Source organism: Paenibacillus sp. PAMC21692 (assembly GCF_014303795.1).
GTDB lineage: Bacteria > Bacillota > Bacilli > Paenibacillales > Paenibacillaceae > Pristimantibacillus > Pristimantibacillus agaridevorans.
The window spans coordinates 2,088,543-2,107,415 of sequence record NZ_CP060293.1 but is presented as its reverse complement, the minus strand read 5'-3'; the positions used below and the strand labels follow the sequence as shown (position 1 = coordinate 2,107,415).

Here is an 18,873-nt window from a genome sequence, read left to right as displayed (position 1 = left end):
TCACTCGGCCGGCAAATGCAGAGCTACGTTCAAGCCGCCCCTCGCACCGGCCGACACCCGAACGCCCCAAGGCTCTCCGTATTTGAGCCTGATTCGTTTGTGCACGTTGATGAGCCCCGTGTTGTCCGGCGAGCCCAGCGACGCCATCTCAAGCTTGTGCCGAATCGCGCCGATCTCTTCATCCGACACCGGATCGCCGTTGTTCTCCACCGAGAAGACGACGGATTTCCCTTCTTCTCCTTCAATGAGCGACAACGCGATCGCTCCGTTCTCCGTAACCGTCTGCAAGCCATGCTGATAGGCGTTCTCGACAATCGGTTGGAAGATAAGCCGCGGAATGCGTATCTCCTCCAGGCGCGCGGTCCGGCAAACGATGCTGGCCTCGATCCGGTTCCGAAACCTCATTTGCTGAATTTCCAGGTAGGCGAGCGTGTGATTCCACTCCTGGCCAAGTGTCGCTTCGCTGGACGAATTGCGGGTAATGTAAACGAAATAATCGCCCAAATATTGTGTCGCCCGCTCCAGATTGTCGAGATCGTGCATGCGCGCCATGCGATGCACCATATAGTACGTGTTGTACAGGAAGTGGGGATTGATTTGCGACTGCAATTGCTTAAGCTCCGATTGCTGCGCCATAATTTGCGATTGGTACACGTCCTGTACCGACTGTCTTAGCTTGCTGACCATCAGGTTAAACTGGCCGTACATATATTGAAATTCATCGTGATTCCGATGCGTAATCGTTAAGCTCAAGTCTCCTTTCTCCACCTTGCGGAACGCTTGAACCATGCGGCGAATCGGAGAATGGATCGATCTGAATATCCAGTAGGAGAATCCTACAACCGCTATCAGCGCCGCGCCGAACAGATTGCGAAACAAAGCCCGGTACCTTTGCAGCGGTCCCATTACGTTATCTTCCGGCATATAAAGCGCAAGCGTCATGTTCAACAGCTCGGAGCGTTCGTAAACGATATAGTAGGTAAGGTCGCCGAGCTTCAGGACGCCGCTCCCCGTTGGCCGGTCCGCTGGTTGCCCCGACGCATATTCCAGGATTCTGCCTCTCAGCCCTTCGGGAGAAGCTCCCGCTTCCAGCATCCAATCCCGGTTATCGTTGAACAGCAGGGAGCCCCCTCCGGTGTCGCCAAGCATGCGACGCAAGTAGACTTGCAGGCTCGAACGGTCGATTTCCGACTGCAGGATGTACATAGGGGGCGAAGCCGTAAAGTAGTTGGGATCCGGAAAGATCGTACTGAGCAGCATCTTGTCGTGCCAGTAGACAAAGGGGGATTGAACTCCTTTCTTCAATTTCTGCAGTTGTTTGATTTCCGAATCCGTCATCGGGGCAATATCCTTCCCCGAGAGGAGCGTTTTGCCGATCTCGGGAATAAACAGTTCTGCCTGACGGACATACAGACTGGAAGTTTCCAAGATCCAGAGCTTATTCTGCACCCGCTTTTGCATTTGCATCACATCGTAGTAGGGGAGTATGGCCGACATGCTGCTCAACTTCGTAATGTCGTTATCGAGCGCATATTGCGTGTGCAGCCGAATCAGGCGCTCCATCTCCGCATCCAGGGAACTGACCGTAAAGCGAACCCGCGTCTCCATCGAGCCCCAGATTTCATTGCGTACGCTCTCCGCACCGAACCGGAACAATTGGAAGGAAACCATGAAAGAGGGGATAATCGCGATCAAAAACAAGACGATAAGCTTGGGGAATATTTTCAGATTTTTGAACGCCGAAAATGCTTTCATAAGGAGATCATCCTTCTTCTGCGCGTGTTGTCATGCTACATTATTAATTCGCCGGGGGTTCTCCCAACCCTGCGTTGCGGACCGCTCATCTTCTTGCATTCTTGCGACTATTCTTGACTTTTGGTTACTTCTAAGAAATTCTATTTGTCTGCAATTGATTCCAGACCGCCGCCAGATTCATGGCCTCGTAGACCGCGCCTTGATTGATGGCTCCATCGCCAAAAAAAGAAACGCTTACACGGTCGGTTCCCGTCATGCGCACGGTCATGGCGGCGCCGACGGCGATCGGCACGCCGGTGCCTACGATGCCGTTCGCGCCAAGTATCCCGCTTTCGGGGTCCGCTATGTGCATGGGCCCGCCTTTTCCTTTGCAAAATCCGTCCGCCCGACCGAGAACTTCGGCCATCAGCCCCTTCGGGTCCGCGCCTTTGGCAAGGTGCTGGCCGCGTCCGCAGTAGGTAGTGGTCATGTAATCGTCCGGCCGCAGCCATGTCTTGGATGAGGGATGTCAGCATTTGTCTTAGCTCATTCGCGTACTCTCTCAATGGCATTTGTAAAATCCTAATTTTTCATTTTCACGCCAAAAGAGCGCGCTATCTTTTCGATAACCCGCTCTTTTGATTTTTAGACACTATGCCTTAACTTAATGACATTGCCCCTAAGGGCGGTTATTTTTACTCGCATACGGATACAACAAGTCCTTCTTTTAGAAGCGGCCGTAAAATGCGTCGCGGTACACCTCAGCCAATTCAGAAACAAGCGGCAATTTCGGATTCGCAGTCTTACCTTGATCTTTAAATGCACGGTCTGCCAAATAATCCACGCGTGCTTCGAATTCCTTAGCATCAAAGCCCAATTGCTGGAACGACTCTTCAATACCAAGCGCCTTGTTCAGCTTACGGATCGCATTAATATTTAGGGAACGATGCAATATTTCATAAAAAATAAAAAACCTCGCCGATCGTGGGATCGGCGAGGTTTTTGGTCGTTCCATGTTTGAAGATGGCTTGGCAGCAAACTTTACAACTACAACTTAATCGTCTTGCCCGCCGGCACCATGGCCGACTCCCCGTCAACGCCGATCCATACATCGGTAGCGGACGGATTATGGACAAGGCTCCTGTCGACAGAGAAACGGAGTGCGCTTACGGCATTCTGGTATGCGATCAACTCCGACATTGTGGTGTGCCAAAGATTTTCACGGCCGCCCAGCAGCTCGCCGACACGGTCGACCAACTCCCAATTGCCGTCATTGGCGAATTCATAGCTATGCCCCCAAATAAACAACAGCTCCATGCGCGAGTGGCGAGACTGCAAAGCCAGGAACTCCTCCGCCTTCTCCACCATCGTCTTGTGATGGCAGGTTGGGTGCCAGCGCAATGGGTCCGCTGGCATGTGGAAACTGCCGTGGCTTTGCACCGTACGCGCATTCTCGATACCCAGAGCAGGCAACATATCCACCACCCTGTCGTTGTAGGTGCCGAACGGGTAGCTCATGCCCCGAACCGGATACCCGACAAGCGATTCGAGCGCCGCCCTATCCGTCAAAATCTCCTCCGCCACCTGATCCGTAGGCGACTGCTCAAGGAACGGATGCGTCACCGTGTGCGCGGACACTTCATGCCCTTCGAATAATGCCCGAACCTCTTCCGCTTGGATGTACCCGTCTCGTCCAAAAAATCCGGAATTGAGATGGAACGTGCCTTTCAGTCCGTATCGATTCATCATCTCGACTAACCGACGATCATGCTCGCGTCCGTCGTCGAAGCTGAATACGACAGCTTTTTGGCTGCCGTTCGGGAAACGATCGAATTTGATTTTGCGTGTGGCCAAGAGACTATCCCCTTTCATCCTGTCATTGTCCGTTATCAAACTCTATCATACTGGATCAAGGAGCTCGCGCCTAGTGCCTTCCTTTCCATCTCCCCGTCAACAGGAGCAATAGAAACGAGATGATGACGATGCCAATCGTCCAGGCCCATGCCATCGTCATGCGGCCGCCGTCAACCGCCACATAGATCGCGGTAGGCACCGTTTGGGTTTTGCCGGGAATGTTGCCCGCAATCATCAGGGTCGCGCCGAACTCGCCCAGACCGCGGGCGAAGCCGAGCACGTACGCCGTCACCAGCGAGCGCCAGGCTAGCGGCAATGTAATCATACGGAACACCTGCATGTTGCTGGCTCCCATGGATCGCGCCGACTCCTCCAGCTCGCGGTCGACGGAGTCGAAGCCGACCTTCATCGTCTGGTAGACAAGCGGGAACGCAACGACGACGGCCGCGATGACGGCCGCCCACACGCTAAATATAACCGGCGAGGAGAAAAGCCATTCGATCGCTTGACCGACCCAGCTTCTGCGTCCGAGCAGCATAAGCAGCAGAAAGCCCACAACGGTCGGCGGCAAGACGAGCGGCAGCAGGAACGCCGTATCCACCATCGTTTGTCCGCGGAATTTCCTGCGGGACATCCACCATGCCGCGGCGATGCCAAGCACGGCAGCTACGATGCTGGACAGCAGCGTGACCTGGATGGACAGGCGAATCGGCGGCCAGAACGTCATCCAGTCGATGCCGATCACGGATTCGGAACGGAGAAGCCGTATTTGACGAAGACGTCCAATGCTTCCTTGCTCTGCAGAAATTCAAGGAACGCTGCCGCTTCCTCCGGATACTCCGTCGCCTTCACGATGCCGACCGGATACAGAATCGGCGTATAGCTGTCCGGCGATACGGCGAAGGCTACCTCGGATGCGGTCGACGACATCGCGTCCGTTCGGTATACGAAGCCGACATCCGCATTGCCCGTCTCTACATAGCTCAGCACTTGGCGAACATCCTTTGCTTGTACCATTACGCCTTGCAAGGCATCCCACAACGCTGCATGCTCGAGTGCTTCTTTGGCGTAGTTCCCCGCGGGGACGCTCTCCGGAATCCCGATCGCGATTCGTTTCACATCAGGGCCCTGCAAGTCCTGCAAGGCTGCAAGGTCCAGCTTGCTGTCTGTTGGTACAACAACGACGAGATCGTTGCCGAGCAGGTTGCTTTGCTGCTCCTCTTCGATGTAACCGCCGCCCACCAGAGCTTTCATGTTCTTCGTTGCGGCAGACAAAAACAAATCAACAGGCGCGCCTTCCTCGATCTGGGTCTGCAGCGCGCCGGAAGCTCCGAAATTGTACAAAATCTTCACGTCGCCTCCCGCTTTCGACTCGTATATGCTTTTTAATTGTTCGAGTGCATCCGTCAGACTGGCGGCGGCGGACACCGTCAGCTCGACTGGCGTTCCCGCAGCTTCCTGCTGCTTCTCGTTCGAGCCCGACGCGCAGCCAGCCATGATGATCATAACCGCTAACGCAAATATCCAAATCGGATGAAACCTCACTGTTCTCCCCGACATCCACCCAACACCTTCCAACTAATTATATCTATTTATATCTAAATATAATTATAATTCTGCTTTTGGTTGGATGTAAACCTTCATGTGAGGTAATATTACTCTGGCGAAGGGATGTCTTTAGGGCAGCTGAGGGACTAACGCCTTACTTTGCTCCACACGCCAACGTTGTGCGTTTCTGTAGCCTGATTTCCGAGACTGTTGATTAATTCCAACAGTTCTTCTCTCCGATCAATTTTAATTGAGAGTTCCCAGTCGGTAAAAAAATAACATTGTTTTAAATCGATTCGGCAGTCTCGAAAGTCGGGCTACTGGCGCGCGAGCGGCTTTGCGGAGCGCAATAGCCCGAAAAAGTCGGGCTACTGCTGCGCGAACGGCTTCGCGGAGCGCAATAGCCCGAGAAAGTCGGGCTACTTCAGCGCGAGCGGCTTCGCGGAGCGCAATAGCCCGAAAAAGTCGGGCTACTTCAGCGCGAGCGGCTTCGCGGAGCGCAATAGCCCGAAAAAGTCGGGCTACTTCAGCGCGAGCGGCTTCGCGGAGCGCAGTAGCCCGAGAAAGTCGGGCTACTTCAGCGCGAGCGGCTTCGCGGAACGCAATAGCCCGAGAAAGTCGGGCTACTTCAGCGCGAGCGGCTTCGCGGAGCGCAATAGCCCGAGAAAGTCGGGCTACTGCTGCGCGAGCGGCTTCGCGGAGCGCAATAGCCCGACAAAGTCGGGCTACTTCAGCGCGAGCGGCTTCGCGGAACGCAATAGCCCGAAAAAGTCGGGCTACTTCAGCGCGAGCGGCTTCGCGGAGCGCAATAGCCCGAAAAAGTCGGGCTACTTCAGCGCGAGCGGCTTCGCGGAGCGCAATAGCCCGAAAAAGTCGGGCTACTTCAGCGCGAGCGGCTTCGCGGAGCGCAATAGCCCGAGAAAGTCGGGCTACAGGCGCAAAGCTCTCGCGCGCATCAAAAAAGGGAGCCTTCGCCCCCTTTTTATCCAAACGTTCCTCAACCGCTTCATCAATCTCCTAGTAGAACGGTCCCGCCGACGTCGAACATCCCGGGAATCCGTTGATGTCTTGAACGGTATGGAATGGGTACTGTTTCGCGGCATATTGGTTCTGGTACATATATTCTTGCAGGATGACCGTGTTGTTGTTCAAGCTGCATAAGACGCCGGATACGCCTTGACCATTCGTCAAAGATACCCCGATAGGCTGACCGATGAGCATCGTCGCCTTCTGATACCATGGCACGGGCTGCACACCTCCTCGCACCATCGTATGTCGCGACACTCTCAAGGAAACTTGGCCCTCGCCCGATTCGGATTACCATGACGGCCCTCGTACAGAACGGGAGCCGCTTCCCTACTCTTATGCTAAAATAGAACTCATAGAATAACGGCTTAATTCAGCGGGAGGAACATACGCTATGTCACAATCGTCCGATATCTCCTATACGACCGATGAGCTTGCGAAGCTGCTCAAAATATCCAAGCTGACCGTCTACGACCTGATCAAAAAAGGCGAACTCTCCTCTTACCGCGTCGGCAAACAAATGAGAGTAGACGCTGCCGACCTGGAGGCGTACAAGCGTCGGAACCGAATGATCCCGGAGGGTCCTCTCGGTCAGCGGCAACAGCCCGCCTCGCACGATGCCCCAAGCTCCCCGCCATTTCCCCGCTCCATCGTGATTACGGGGCAAGACATCAGTCTGGACGTTCTCGCCAGACATTTGGAAACGGAGCTGCCTGAGTACCGGATGCTCCGGTCGCACATCGGCAGCATGGATAGCCTGATCCGCATGTACAAGGGCGAAGCCGATCTTGTCAGTACCCATCTGCTGGACGGGGACAGCGGCGAATACAACGTGCCATACATCCGTCGTCTACTCGTTGGCATGCCGCATCTCGTCGTCAATCTTTTGGCCCGCAGCGCAGGTCTGTTCGTCGCGGAGGGCAATCCGCACGGCATCACATGCTGGGCCGACCTCGCTCGTCCCGGGATGCGCATCGCGAACCGGGAGCAGGGCGCCGGCGCCCGCGTACTGCTCGACGAGCAACTTCGTCTGCACCGCATCCCGCAGGAGGGCTTGCTGGGATACGGGAAGACGCTCACGAATCACCTGTCCGTTGCGGCTATGGTCGCCTCCGGAGAAGCCGACGTCGGCGTCGGAACGGCAAAAGCCGCCTCCATCGTGGAAGGCGTCAGCTTCATTCCACTCATTCAGGAGCGCTACGATCTGGTCATGCTGAAGCGGCCAGATAATAGTCCCTGGATCGAAGCCGTGCTCCGCATTCTCCGGTCGGACAGCTTCAAGCGAGAGCTTCGAGCGATTGCAGCCTACGATTTAAGCCACACCGGCGAAATCATGGCGGAGGCTTGATGCCTCCGCCCGCTTCTTCCCGAAAGGTCGGGCATTCTATTTTTCACAGGGAGTCCCCCCCGGTTCAACTTCCTATTCCGCTCCCCTTCCCGCTCCCGCCAGGCCCATGCAGGATCGCGGAACCCTGACCCGGCTCCGGCACCCGCGTAAGAATGGCTCCACCGATCAGGAACAGGACGACAAGGCTGAACACGCCTGTACTGGTATTGCCTGTAGCTTGCGCCGTCAGGCCGACGAGCAAAGGTCCCAGGATCGAGGCGAACTTATCGAAAATATTATAAAAGCCGAAGAAGCGGTTCGCGTTTTGTTTGGGCACCATTCTGGCGAAGTAGGATCGGCTCAAGGCTTGAATGCCTCCTTGCGAGGTAGCGACCAGCATGGCGAGAATCCAGAAATCGAACGCCGTCTTCATGAAATAAGCGTAAATGCACACGAGGATGTACACGACGATGCCTGCGTAAAGCATCAGCTTGCTCCCGAATCGGTCGGCAAGGCGCCCGTATAACATTGCGAACGGAGCTGCTACAACCTGCGTCACGAACAAAATAATAAGCAAATCCGTCGCCTCGATACCCAAATCGGAGCCGTAGGCGCTGGACATCGTAATAATCGTGCCAACCCCGTCGATATAGAAGAAGTACGCCAGCAGGAACAGAAACAGCGCCCGGTATCGTTTAATTTCCTTCAGCGTGCCCCACAGCCTGCCGAAGCTGTTCGCGATAATGCGGGGCTCCCTTTTCATGAAGTGTTTTTGCCGGACATGCCGCAGCATGGGTAGCGTGAACGCACCCCACCAGACTGCCGTAATGAAGAACGCAATCTGGCTGGCCGCCGTCACCGACAGCGGAAGCACCTCTTGCTGAGCCAGAAGAATGATCGCAATGCTGACGATAAAAGGGATCGTGCTCCCGATATAACCAAGCGCAAACCCCCTCGTTGACACCTTGTTCATCCGCTCGTCATCGGTCACGTCGACCAGGAAGGCGTCATAAAACACATTCGATCCTGCGGAGCCGATCATAATAAAGACATAACAAATCAGCAGCAGCTGCCAATGGTCGTTTGGTATGAAGGTCAGCAGCGCCGTCGAGATGACGCCGAGCAGGCTGAAGCCGGCGAAGAAGGTTTTTTTGAACCCTTGGTAGTCGGCAATGGTCCCTAAGATGGGTCCCAGCAGGGCGAGAATGAGCGTGGAGATTGCGATCGCATACCCCAGGTACGCGGTAGAATCCGCTCCGCTAATGCCGGATTGCTCGGCAGCCGCCTTGTAGAACAGCGGGAATACGGCAGTCGATATAATGACGGAGTAAGCGGAATGCCCCCAGTCATACCACATCCAACTGCGTTCTTCCTTCGAAAACGACTTCATGGGCTTGGCCTCCCGTAAAAAACCGAATGCCTTTATTGTATAGGAAATGCAGGCTGCCCGGAGACAAGAACAAAAACTTAACATTTGGGACGATTTACTAGGCAGGCTCTTGCCAGCAAGGAAAACGAGTAGTATAATTTCAAGTAATCAGCGTTAAGAAAACGCTGTCTATTTTAGCGTCGGGGTATGGCGCAGCCTGGTAGCGCGCACCCTTGGGGTGGGTGAGGTCGCACGTTCGAATCGTGTTACTCCGATCATAGCAGACGATGCGGGAACCCGTATCGAACAGAAGACCGCTCTCTACTGTATGTATATACAGTGGGGAGCGGTCTTTTTCGTAGGGATCCTCTTAGATCATCCTGCTTCGCTTCCGAAAGCGGCCCGGCGATAAGCCCGTCATTTGAGTGAACCACTTTGTAAAAGCATGAATAGAGCCGGCCTGAACATGGTCCGCGATCTCCAGCAGAGTATCGTTCGTGCTTACAAGCAGTTGCTTTACAAGCTCAATTTTACGTTGCATGAAGTAGTTATAAGGTGTTCGGCCTGTATGTTCGCGAAACAAACGAGACGCATGATCAGGGTGATAAGCGGTATATTGGCTTAACCATTGCCTGTCGTAGCGCTCTCTCACCCGTTGATCCAGTTGATCAGCTATAGCAAGCACAACGGGATTAGTCGTCTCAAGCGACAACTCGGACGCTTCGCCTGTTTTCTTCATCGCAATGAGCAGCTCGATTACATAAGCCCGCAGTTGCAATGGAGCAAAGGCTTCATCGGCGCAATAGACACGAACAAGTCTTTCGAAATATGGAAGGAACACTTGTCTGGACAACTTCTGATAGTCTTGAATAAATAGCGTCTCCGACAGGTTGTCGCCAATGCAAATACGGTTGTCAATGCGGGTGTATTCTTGCCCCTTCACGAAAGAAATATGCGGCATTATGCGGCGATCGACTGGAACGAGCTCGGAGCTCCAGTTAAAATGAAGGCCGTACAGGGAGAAGGGCTCCACTTTATCCGCGATGATGGAATGTAAAACGTTAGGTCCGTAATAAAATAAATCTCCGCTGCAGGCCTCGTATGCGTTCTCTTGAATGCATACGAGGCCTTTTCCCGATGCAACAAACAAGAACTGATAATCTTCGATCACGCGCGGCCCGAAGCTGTCGCCGGCATGACAGTTCAAGTAGTTTGCATAAGAAACGACGGGGGAAACCATATGCCACGGAATTCGGGCTGGATTGGGCTTGTCATTCATTGGACATAGCTCCTCATTATATCGATAATCGTTAAATTTAAGTCTGCACTATCTAAATACTTCTGTAAATACGGTATTTATACTATTAGGTATAGATCGATAATTGATAAATAAGGAGGATTAGCTATGTCTCAGTCGCTTTCCAATCCCGACCTCAAACCAGTAACGCGAACGTTCAAGGACTCTACAACACTTCTGCAGGATGCCGAAGCGTTAAGGGATAGAGCGCAGAAAGATGGATATCTTTTCTTTAAAGGTTTATTCCCTCGCGAGCTCATTCTGGAAGTGAGACGCCAGCTTCTAACCATCCTGGATGCTAACGGACTATTGGATCGGAGCCATCCGCTCTTGTCAGGCGCTGCGAACCAGGCCGCAGTCGACAGTCTGAGCGAAGAAGAGGCGAACTGGAATGGCGTCGGCGTCCCGCTTCACATCTATAAGGAAGTGCAGCGTCTGGAAGCGTTCCATGGGCTGGCACATGAGGCGAAGCTGCTGTCTATTTTCACGACGCTGTTCGGCGAGCGTGCCATTGCGCATCCCCGCAATATCGGCAGGCTGATGCTTCCTCACAAGATGGCGCATCCGACGCCGTCCCATCAGGATTTCATCCACATTCAGGGAAGCTATGAGACTTGGACCACTTGGGTGCCTCTCGGCGACGTACCCAGAACACTTGGAGGTTTGACGATTCTGGAAGGAAGTCACCGTGCGGGACTGCTTGGGGTAACAGCGAATTCCGGCGCCGGAGGACTGGAATCCATTCTTTGCGGACTCGGATGCGAATGGGCCGGAGGGGACTATGAAGCGGGCGATGTCATTGCCTTCAACAGCCTGACCGTCCATAAAGCGCTTCGCAATCAAACGCCGGGCCGGATAAGGCTCTCTTGCGATTTACGATTTCAGCCTGCAAGCGAGCCTATTGAAGCCTCATCCCTGCTGCCGCATGGACCCTATACGTGGGATGAGCTGTACATGGGCTGGGAACGCAAGGATCTGCAATATTACTGGACGGAAGAGAAGCTGCAGCAAGTTTCATTTGACGAATCCATAAGATGGCAGAAGGATAAAATTTGCTGAGACCTCCACCGCGCTGCCGAGCGCGCGAATGAGCCTCTGAAATTGGATTCAGGGGCTCATTCGGTTCGCTCATACCGGCATTGCAACTCGCGTGCACGTTCCCCCCACTATGAGTTCCGGTTTCAGCTTTTTCTGCATCATATGTTTTTTTTCAGGCTCGGAAATGGTCTCTAACATGAATTGAGCGGATCGCGTGCCCAAATCCTCAAAGGAAGCGTCAATGTATGTGAGGGGCATCGGCAGCAAGTCGGCCCAGCCGTTTTTAATTACGGAAATGACGGAAAGATCCGTTGGGATAGACAGATTCAAATGATCCGTTGCCTTTTTTATACCCAATACAATTAAATCGTCGGCGGTCACGAATGCGGTCGGACGATCGTCCCTGGACATAACATGTAATGTGGCTTCATAAGCTGATTTCAAGGTGAGATCGATGTGCATTTCGCTTAAGTTTCCTATAGGCATGCTTACTTCACGGTATGCCTCCTCGGCTCCCTTGCGAATATCTACCGCTAGCGTCATAGATGAAGGTGCGTTTAGAAGACATATTTTGCGATGACCGAGCTCCAGCATCCTTTGAACCGCAAGGTAGGCTGCCTTGACATTGTCTACATCCACGTAGTTGATTTGCTCAAGCTCCAACCCCGGCCGACCGATTATCACAAACGGAATTTTTGCGGCAAGCAATTCCATCACGTCCTCATTATTCACGGATGGACAAGTTAGGATCAACCCGCCGACTCGCTTCTCGCGGTACAGTTTTTTAAACAACTCGCTATAATTGCGCTCATCCGGCGACGTAAACAATTGAAGTACAAAGTCCTGCTTTGCATAATAATGACATATTGTAGCGGATATCGTGGAGAAGAACATATTCTGCCTCACTTGTTCCACGTCGAAAGGCATGAACAAACCGACGGTTTTAACCGTTTTAATCGCCAAATTGCGAGCTACCGCGTTAGGATGATAATCGAGCAACGCAATTGCTTTTTGGACTTCCACGATTGTCTCGGGTTTTACGAGCGGCGAGTTGTTGATGACCCGTGAAACCGTTTGTCTGGATACGCCGGCCAACTTTGCTACATCGTTTATTGTACTGGACATGAATCATGCTCCTTAAGCTACTGATATTTCAGAGATTATCTGCTTGCGAATGCGTAACGGCCTGCCTCGATTTCATAAACCCGAAATCCGTTTTCGTCTTTGATATATTGAATGCCGCAGGCCTGGTCAGCCGGCAGCCCATTTTCCGTTATTTGCCCTGCGGGCAATATAGGAACGTGAACCATCGCGCGCGATTGCATGGGGACATGCACCGTCAGTTCGAACGATATGTCCGCCGTACGGCTCCATGCAGCATGTACAGTCCCTTTTACCGTGTCCAACGTGGCTTCGGCCGAAGTCAGGTCGCCAAGCGCGTGAGGCTTGAACTCCATTTCGGACCAACCGGCTGCGGTTTGCCGAATGCCGGCTATATACTCGTAAAACCATTGCACGATGGTCCCGAACATATAATGATTTCTCGAACGAGTGTTAACGTCCCAATATTCCCATAACGTGGTCGCTTCCTGCTCAAACCATAGCCCCATACTCGGATAAGCGATTTGTGTCGCTGCCCGATAAGCCGCCTCTCCATATCCCAATCGTGTCAAAGTCGGGTAAAAATACTTATGACCAATAATGCCTACATCGGCATGACCGCCCATTCGCCGTTCAAAATCTTCGAGCAAGCGGTTCTCGACCCGCCTCTCGACATTCGAGGGCACCAAAGAGAGTGCAAGCGGCAGTATATTTGACGTTTGCCGGTACCCCGCTTCCTGGTTCGTATGATAAAGTCCATTCTCCCGATCGAGACATTCGCGGTTCAGTGCTTCGGCCGTTTCTTCGGCCAACTCCCCGTACCGCTCGCTATCTGCCGAAAATCCCAATTTGCCCGCAATGCCGGCCATCGTTCGAAGCAACAAAATGAGGTGGAACGATGAAGTAATTTGACCGCCCTCCGGGGAACGTCCTTCCGAATAGCCCGGAGCCAACCAATCGCCCAAGTCGCTGCTGGACATTCCTCCGTCAAGCAAGCCGATCTCATATTCGATATACCTTTTCAAGCTGCCGTAATGCTCCCGGAGCACCTGCATATCATCATAGTACCAGTATAAACGCCAGGCGATCAGGACGTAGGCGCTGCTCCATTCCGGTGCGTGAAAGTCCCCCCACCCGCTGTCGGGAACCATAACGGGAATTGACCCGTCCGACCGTTGGGAATCGCGCATGTCGATCAGCCACTTTTCCCAGAACAAGGCCATATCAAACTGAAAGGCGGCCGTTTCGGCAATCAGTTGGGCATCGCCGAGCCAGCCATTTTTCTCGTATTTGGGCGTATCGGTAATAATGCCGTGAAAATTGTTCAGCAGCGTCTTGCGGGTTGCCTCGTGAATCCGATTAAACAGAAGATTGGAGCATTGAAAATGTCCCGTTGACCGCAAATCGGTATGCACGCGTTTGCCTATCACATCTGAAAGTCCCATGTTGATTCCTTGCCCCGAAATCTCTACATACCGAAAACCTTTATAGCTGAATTTCGGCTCCCATTTTTCAGCCTGCTCGCTTGATTTCATATAGTGATCCGTTTGTATTTCCGCCTCGATCGCAGTCTGACGGTTATCGACACGGCCGGTTTCATCCAGCTTTTCGCCGTAAATAAATGAGACGGATTGTCCAGATCTCCCACCTCGAATAGTCGCTTCCACCCAACCCGCTATCGTGTCTCCCATATCGAAAACATAGTGGCCGTCCCCTAAAACGGCCATTTTTGCAGCATCCACATGTCCCGCGACCCGGATCGACGGCATCGACTGGGCCTCAAGCCGCGGCGATGGTGGCGGAACTATCTTCGGTTTACATGCATCCGCGGCACAAAAATCGGCCTTATTCCAATTCGTCGGGTATTTTCTTGCGTCGTACCGTTCGCCGGCAAATATGGAATCGGATACGGTCGGTCCTTCCTCGATCAACTCCCAACGATCGTCCGTCTTGACGAGGAGATCAGATCCGTCCGTATATTGAATGACCAATTGGGCAATAAACCGGGGATTGTCGTTCCACTCGGCCCTATGCCAGTTCCAGACATTGGGTGTCCGCAATCCGTAGAACCCTCTACCAAGCTCAATGCCGACACCGTTTTTACCCGCCAACAGCTGCGGCCCGATATCATATACATGATATAAATTTCGTTTATTATAAACGGTAAACGCCGGTTCCAACTTGTGGTCCCCGACTTTGCCGCCATTCAGATAAGCTTCGCAATAACCGGCCGCGCTTATATACAGCCTGGCTTGTTTGAAGGGCTTTTCAATTTGGAACTCGCTGCGGAAAAGCGGCGCATGTTCGCCGTCGGATGAGAGCCACGCACCGGACCAATCCTCCGGATGCAGGAGTCCCGTCTCCCACCAAGCGATTGGGCTCCATGCGGAAATACGGTCCTCTTCGTCCCATACGCATACTTTCCAGTAATAACGGGTAGCGGACTGCAATTTTTCTCCCGCATAATCGATACAAACGCAGCGGCCGCTCTCGCATTTACCGGAGTCCCATACATCTCCGAACCCGGAGTCCAGATTCTCTTCAAACATGGAAACCAGAATGCGATAAGCGGTTTGACGCTGCCCTCGCTGCATGGACTCGTTTATCCATCCCAGCCGGGGATTGGACTTGTCCGTTCCCAATGGATTATTTGCGTATTCGGTTGTCAGCGAACTAACCTTAATCATATGGACAACTTCCTTTCTTACATGAGAACAAGCGCCGATAGGAAAGTTCTCGGCACTTGCCCGTCGGGATACAGCCACTTCTCTCAATTGTGTGTCTATTTAATTTCCACAGTAACCGTAGTACCGGCAGTATGAGAATAATTGAACTGTCTTCCCGCACCGTTAGCCGTTGAGGAAACCAATGATCCATTTACATAAACCTGATTGGATCCGAACGCACTGGTTGTCTTATAAGTGACCGAGCCGGCAACCGTAGAACTTGCCGTAAATTCCAGTTCCGAACTGCTGTTCACCGTAACCACAATATTCGACTTGGCACCGGAAACCGGCGTAACTTGTAAAGGGTATGGGGATAATGTCCCTTGCGTTCCCGATACCACAAATGGTGCCGGCAAGATTGAAGCCGCCGCGCTCTCTGCTTCAATATAATTTTTGTAAGCCATATGAAAATCGCCGGCATTATAGGCTGTATTTCCTGCAGTCAACTTCGTTGTAGCCAGCGCGTCGCCTGGAAGAAGCGTGAACGAATTTTTTAAACGAACAGCGTCACGCTCTGCAGCAATCGTCAAATTTTTTCTGCGTTGATTGACTAATGTAGCGATGCGAATCGGGTCCCCGGAAAAAGCGCTCACTTTATCGTTAAAGGCAGTGAAGCTTGGGGTGTAATAAGGACTGGATATGCTCATGACATTGTAAAGCGTTACATACCTGAGGCCCAGCATAAATGAACCGGCCATATTTTTGTCATAGTCGCCCAGCGGCAATCCGCTGTGCTCCTGGTTCAAGTTGGCGGTTCGCCCGACATTGCTGATGATTCGCTGCGCATGGGAGTAGTCGTGACTCAGAAAGTAACTTTCGATCCCGGTTGCCGCTTCGTTCACGACCGCAGCCTCATAGCCGGAATGATAAATATCAAATAATGGATACGTCGGATGAGTCGGATTTTGCGTGAACAGATTATGTTTGACCCCATCAGTCGCGTAAGTAATCGTATTGTTGTTAATCTTCGTGACCGGTTTATAGAGGCCCCTATTGATGTTGCCATATATAAACTGGTTGTAGTTATTCAGATTGGTCTGCCACCACTGTTTCATCGTATCCCAGTTGCCGGTGTACGGGTCCAGGGTCACGCCGTCCGCACTGGCTTGCGCGACGGCATCCGGTCCGAAATCGCCGGAACCTCGTACGCGCATATTCCCGCTGTTGACGGACGCATACCCAAGTGTCGGATCCGAATCCGTGTCCATCTGATAGGCCCAGTAAGCCGGTTCGTTGTCGCCCGATACGCTTAGCAACAGGTTGTCCTGATTACTGTTCGCCAAATCGAGTATGTTCTTGTTTAATTGATCCGTGCTTAATCCAAGCCGATCCTTCTTGAATCGGTTCAAGGTGCCGGAAGCGGGGCTCGTGAATCCGCCGTTATTGAATGTAAGCCATGAGGTATTGCTCCAGATATTTGGAATTGTCCTTCCATAATGCGAATCCGTTGCGTAATTCAGCGACTGCGTCAGCAAATTCATGTTCGGATCGCTGTAATTATCCGTGCCGCTGAACAGGATCTGATCATAGAGGATGGAATTGTACGGGCTGTTCGGCGTCCCGCCCCAAGTCGAGTTCAGATATAGATTGACGGGAATTCCGGCGATTTTCGCTACTCCCATAATATAATCGATATCGGTTTGCACGTTTAACGTATTTTTGGCATACCATTCTTCTAACGAAAAACCCGGTTTTATTGAATTGCCTCCAAGATAATTGTCGGATCGGGTAATTACATTGTTCTTAATGACATCGACCTGTTCCGGAAAACGTTGAGTTGTGGAATTCTCGCTGGCACGGCCGAGCAAGGGCGAGAAATACATGGGAACATCGTACCTCGCCGCATAGGTGTCGAAGCCGGCATAGTTCCACATTTTATCGATGTATGCATGATTAACCGAACCGGGCAATTGATTGACAACTTTGACCGAAATCGAGCTTCCGGCGTACAACTGCGGCAAATCCACAAAATGCGTAAGCGCGCCGATTCCGCGATCATACAGATTTCGTGTCTTGAACAGCGGGTTGTGGGAACTTTTGAAAGACAGCGTCTGTCCGCTTTGCATCGAACGGTTCGTATACAAAGCGCCGCGCTTGTACGTGCTCGTCGGATAAAAACCCAGCACGAATCGTTTGGACGAATCGAACGGTTTTACAGTTTTCAATTCAAAATAGTAGGTTCTCCCTGGATAGACAAGCACTTTTTGCGGAAACACGAAGGTAGCCCAGTTATACCCGCCCGGCACCTCGTCGGGGGAAAGAACGGCTTGGCCGATGACATCCGTATTCCAAGGCTGCGTAGCCAGATAAGAGCTGTCGCTTGTCGTCGGCGTATCGTAAAGCGTCAACACCAAAGCATTATCCGCCGGAATCGAACCCGCCTTCTCCACTTGCAGGGCGATGGCCTGCAGTTCCGTCGTGTTTCCAACGGCAAAGGTTTGACCGGGAGGCGTCGAATTGTCAACATCAAGCGCGGCAAATCCGCTGCCGGTCGACAATTGATCGGTACCGCCGACTTGTTGCCCGTCAACCTGTATATCGTATGAGGTAGGAATATTCGGACCGGTTTTGAAGGATAACGTTTTTCCGCTTACCGCGGATCCGCCCGAGTAGAGCGTACCGCCCGCATAGGAGCTGGTGTTGTAACCATAAAGAACGTACCGGTTATTCGCATCAAACGGTTTGCTCGTCGTAAACTCCATGTAATACTGGTTGCCCGGAAGCACGCCGACATCCTCGGCAAAGTTGAAAATCTCCCATGCGTAACCGCCCTGAACGGATTGAGCCAACAAAGTGCTTTGAGCAAGCTGTTGATGCTTATAGGGAGAATCCCACAAGGTCAATGTCAGGTTCATGCTTGCGGAGGTTTGGACAAGTCCGACTTTCTCAATCTGAACCGCAATAGAAGGAATGTAAGTCGTGTTAGGGCCGGTCGTAAACGTTTGACCGGTCACATTCACATCAATGGGAATGCCGCTGCTGCCCGAACCCGTCTGATCCGGATTGTTTAACACCTTGCGATAATTCGCCGAACCGACTGGATGGATCTCCCGGATCGCGAGCGTTCCGTAACGATTCGAGTTGTTGGCCATGTTGACGCTGAACCAATCTCCCGCATTGCTGCCGGCATTTCGGTAATTATAGGTGTCGGCTATTTTTCCGATGCTTTCATTGTAAGTACCCGTCCCACCGCCATTAGATGAAAGCCCATGGCTCGTTTCGCTACCGCTATTGCCAAAATCAACGGTATCCAGCACACTGGCAGTCGAGTCTGTTACGGCAGCCGTATAGATCCAATGATTATTTGGCGCCGACGCATCGTTGTAATTATTTACGATTTCATATTGAATCAAATGGTTGCCATCTTTGGTCGGGGTCCAGGTCCAAGTCAAATATCTTAAACTCCAAGCCTGGCCCGATGCGTTCACCGCCATATTGAATCCGCCCCCTGGCGGGGTAATTTGCTGCGAGCTGATGTAATCGCCGTCAATATAGAGTTTCACGGTAATGTTCTGACCGGCGGGTGTAGGCGAATCCCCATTATTCCCGATCTGCGTGGTTAAGGTCTTGGATGTTCCGACTGTACCGGTTCCAGACTTCACGACCGTCGTATCTACCGAGGATACCGTCGTATTAACGAATAATTCGATGCCGCTCGCCATAGCTTCACTCTTGCTCGCAGGGTAGACAAAGGATGTGAGGATTAGAACCGCAATCATAACAACTGTCCATGATTTGACTAACAACCTGGATCCTTCCATCATCAAACCTCCTTAAGTTTTGTCATTTAGTGTGAGACGGATGCCCCGACTTAGGCTGCTATATACCAGAGTCGGAGCACAACGTCACATAG

At 52.4% G+C, this 18,873-nt stretch carries 13 protein-coding genes, 1 tRNA gene and 1 pseudogene; 3 read left to right on the top strand and 12 right to left on the bottom strand.

The window, feature by feature from the left end:
- From H7F31_RS08395 to H7F31_RS08365, 7 genes and pseudogenes are all read right to left on the bottom strand, one after another.
- Nucleotides 1-1,755, bottom strand: a complete 1,755-nt coding sequence (locus H7F31_RS08395; RefSeq protein ID WP_187103773.1) for a sensor histidine kinase — start codon at nucleotides 1,753-1,755, stop codon at nucleotides 1-3.
- A gap of 130 nt (nucleotides 1,756-1,885) precedes the next feature.
- Nucleotides 1,886-2,242, bottom strand: a complete 357-nt coding sequence (locus H7F31_RS08390) for a thiamine pyrophosphate-dependent enzyme (RefSeq protein WP_261800488.1) — start codon at nucleotides 2,240-2,242, stop codon at nucleotides 1,886-1,888.
- 219 nt (nucleotides 2,243-2,461) lie between these two features.
- Nucleotides 2,462-2,668 (bottom strand): annotated as a pseudogene (locus H7F31_RS08385) (hypothetical protein); the annotation flags it as partial.
- A 113-nt stretch (nucleotides 2,669-2,781) separates the two neighbouring features.
- Entirely contained in the window at nucleotides 2,782-3,588 is an 807-nt protein-coding gene (locus H7F31_RS08380; protein WP_261800348.1) for a polysaccharide deacetylase family protein, read from the bottom strand.
- A 70-nt stretch (nucleotides 3,589-3,658) separates the two neighbouring features.
- Nucleotides 3,659-4,315 carry a molybdate ABC transporter permease subunit gene (gene modB / locus H7F31_RS08375; RefSeq protein ID WP_187103770.1) on the bottom strand — a complete coding sequence of 219 codons (657 nt, stop codon included), beginning with the start codon at nucleotides 4,313-4,315 and terminating at the stop codon, nucleotides 3,659-3,661.
- A gap of 14 nt (nucleotides 4,316-4,329) precedes the next feature.
- Nucleotides 4,330-5,148, bottom strand: a complete 819-nt coding sequence (gene modA / locus H7F31_RS08370) for a molybdate ABC transporter substrate-binding protein (protein ID WP_187103769.1) — start codon at nucleotides 5,146-5,148, stop codon at nucleotides 4,330-4,332.
- 1,005 nt (nucleotides 5,149-6,153) lie between these two features.
- On the bottom strand, nucleotides 6,154-6,381 hold the full coding sequence (locus tag H7F31_RS08365; protein WP_397374094.1) for a hypothetical protein: 228 nt from the start codon (nucleotides 6,379-6,381) through the stop codon (nucleotides 6,154-6,156).
- A 175-nt stretch (nucleotides 6,382-6,556) separates the two neighbouring features.
- On the opposite strand from H7F31_RS08365, the gene H7F31_RS08360 reads away from it, so the two are divergent.
- On the top strand, nucleotides 6,557-7,510 hold the full coding sequence (locus H7F31_RS08360) for a helix-turn-helix transcriptional regulator (RefSeq protein WP_187103768.1): 954 nt from the start codon (nucleotides 6,557-6,559) through the stop codon (nucleotides 7,508-7,510).
- Nucleotides 7,511-7,574: 64 nt separating this feature from the next.
- Here H7F31_RS08360 and H7F31_RS08355 read toward each other — a convergent pair whose 3' ends face one another.
- Nucleotides 7,575-8,879 (bottom strand): MFS transporter, encoded by a 1,305-nt coding sequence (locus H7F31_RS08355; RefSeq protein ID WP_187103767.1) that lies wholly within the window; start codon nucleotides 8,877-8,879, stop codon nucleotides 7,575-7,577.
- Nucleotides 8,880-9,059: 180 nt separating this feature from the next.
- On the opposite strand from H7F31_RS08355, the gene H7F31_RS08350 reads away from it, so the two are divergent.
- Nucleotides 9,060-9,133, top strand: a tRNA-Pro gene (locus H7F31_RS08350).
- Nucleotides 9,134-9,228: 95 nt separating this feature from the next.
- Here H7F31_RS08350 and H7F31_RS08345 read toward each other — a convergent pair.
- Nucleotides 9,229-10,137: an AraC family transcriptional regulator gene (locus H7F31_RS08345; protein ID WP_187103766.1), complete on the bottom strand. Its 909-nt coding sequence runs from the start codon at nucleotides 10,135-10,137 to the stop codon at nucleotides 9,229-9,231.
- A 126-nt stretch (nucleotides 10,138-10,263) separates the two neighbouring features.
- On the opposite strand from H7F31_RS08345, the gene H7F31_RS08340 reads away from it, so the two are divergent.
- Nucleotides 10,264-11,214, top strand: coding sequence for a phytanoyl-CoA dioxygenase family protein (locus H7F31_RS08340; RefSeq protein WP_187103765.1), 951 nt, complete (start codon nucleotides 10,264-10,266; stop codon nucleotides 11,212-11,214).
- Between the two features lie 69 nt (nucleotides 11,215-11,283).
- Here the strand turns inward: H7F31_RS08340 and H7F31_RS08335 are convergent, their stop codons facing one another.
- The 3 genes from H7F31_RS08335 to H7F31_RS08325 all read right to left on the bottom strand — a co-directional run bounded on the left by H7F31_RS08335 (nucleotide 11,284) and on the right by H7F31_RS08325 (nucleotide 18,781).
- Nucleotides 11,284-12,318 (bottom strand): LacI family DNA-binding transcriptional regulator, encoded by a 1,035-nt coding sequence (locus H7F31_RS08335; RefSeq protein WP_187103764.1) that lies wholly within the window; start codon nucleotides 12,316-12,318, stop codon nucleotides 11,284-11,286.
- Between the two features lie 35 nt (nucleotides 12,319-12,353).
- Nucleotides 12,354-14,981, bottom strand: a complete 2,628-nt coding sequence (locus H7F31_RS08330) for an alpha-L-rhamnosidase (RefSeq protein WP_187103763.1) — start codon at nucleotides 14,979-14,981, stop codon at nucleotides 12,354-12,356.
- Nucleotides 14,982-15,076: 95 nt separating this feature from the next.
- A complete protein-coding gene (locus tag H7F31_RS08325) occupies nucleotides 15,077-18,781 on the bottom strand; it encodes a hypothetical protein (protein ID WP_187103762.1) in 3,705 nt (1,234 codons plus the stop codon).
- Nucleotides 18,782-18,873: the final 92 nt, after the last annotated feature.

Coding starts and splice junctions, on each gene's coding strand:
- H7F31_RS08330 (WP_187103763.1), bottom strand. CDS start 14,981: ATGATTAAGGTTAGTTCGCTGACAACCGAATACGCAAATAATCCATTG.
- modB (WP_187103770.1), bottom strand. CDS start 4,315: ATGACGTTCTGGCCGCCGATTCGCCTGTCCATCCAGGTCACGCTGCTG.
- modA (WP_187103769.1), bottom strand. CDS start 5,148: ATGTCGGGGAGAACAGTGAGGTTTCATCCGATTTGGATATTTGCGTTA.
- H7F31_RS08345 (WP_187103766.1), bottom strand. CDS start 10,137: ATGAATGACAAGCCCAATCCAGCCCGAATTCCGTGGCATATGGTTTCC.
- H7F31_RS08395 (WP_187103773.1), bottom strand. CDS start 1,755: ATGAAAGCATTTTCGGCGTTCAAAAATCTGAAAATATTCCCCAAGCTT.
- H7F31_RS08355 (WP_187103767.1), bottom strand. CDS start 8,879: ATGAAGTCGTTTTCGAAGGAAGAACGCAGTTGGATGTGGTATGACTGG.
- H7F31_RS08340 (WP_187103765.1), top strand. CDS start 10,264: ATGTCTCAGTCGCTTTCCAATCCCGACCTCAAACCAGTAACGCGAACG.
- H7F31_RS08335 (WP_187103764.1), bottom strand. CDS start 12,318: ATGTCCAGTACAATAAACGATGTAGCAAAGTTGGCCGGCGTATCCAGA.
- H7F31_RS08325 (WP_187103762.1), bottom strand. CDS start 18,781: ATGGAAGGATCCAGGTTGTTAGTCAAATCATGGACAGTTGTTATGATT.
- H7F31_RS08360 (WP_187103768.1), top strand. CDS start 6,557: ATGTCACAATCGTCCGATATCTCCTATACGACCGATGAGCTTGCGAAG.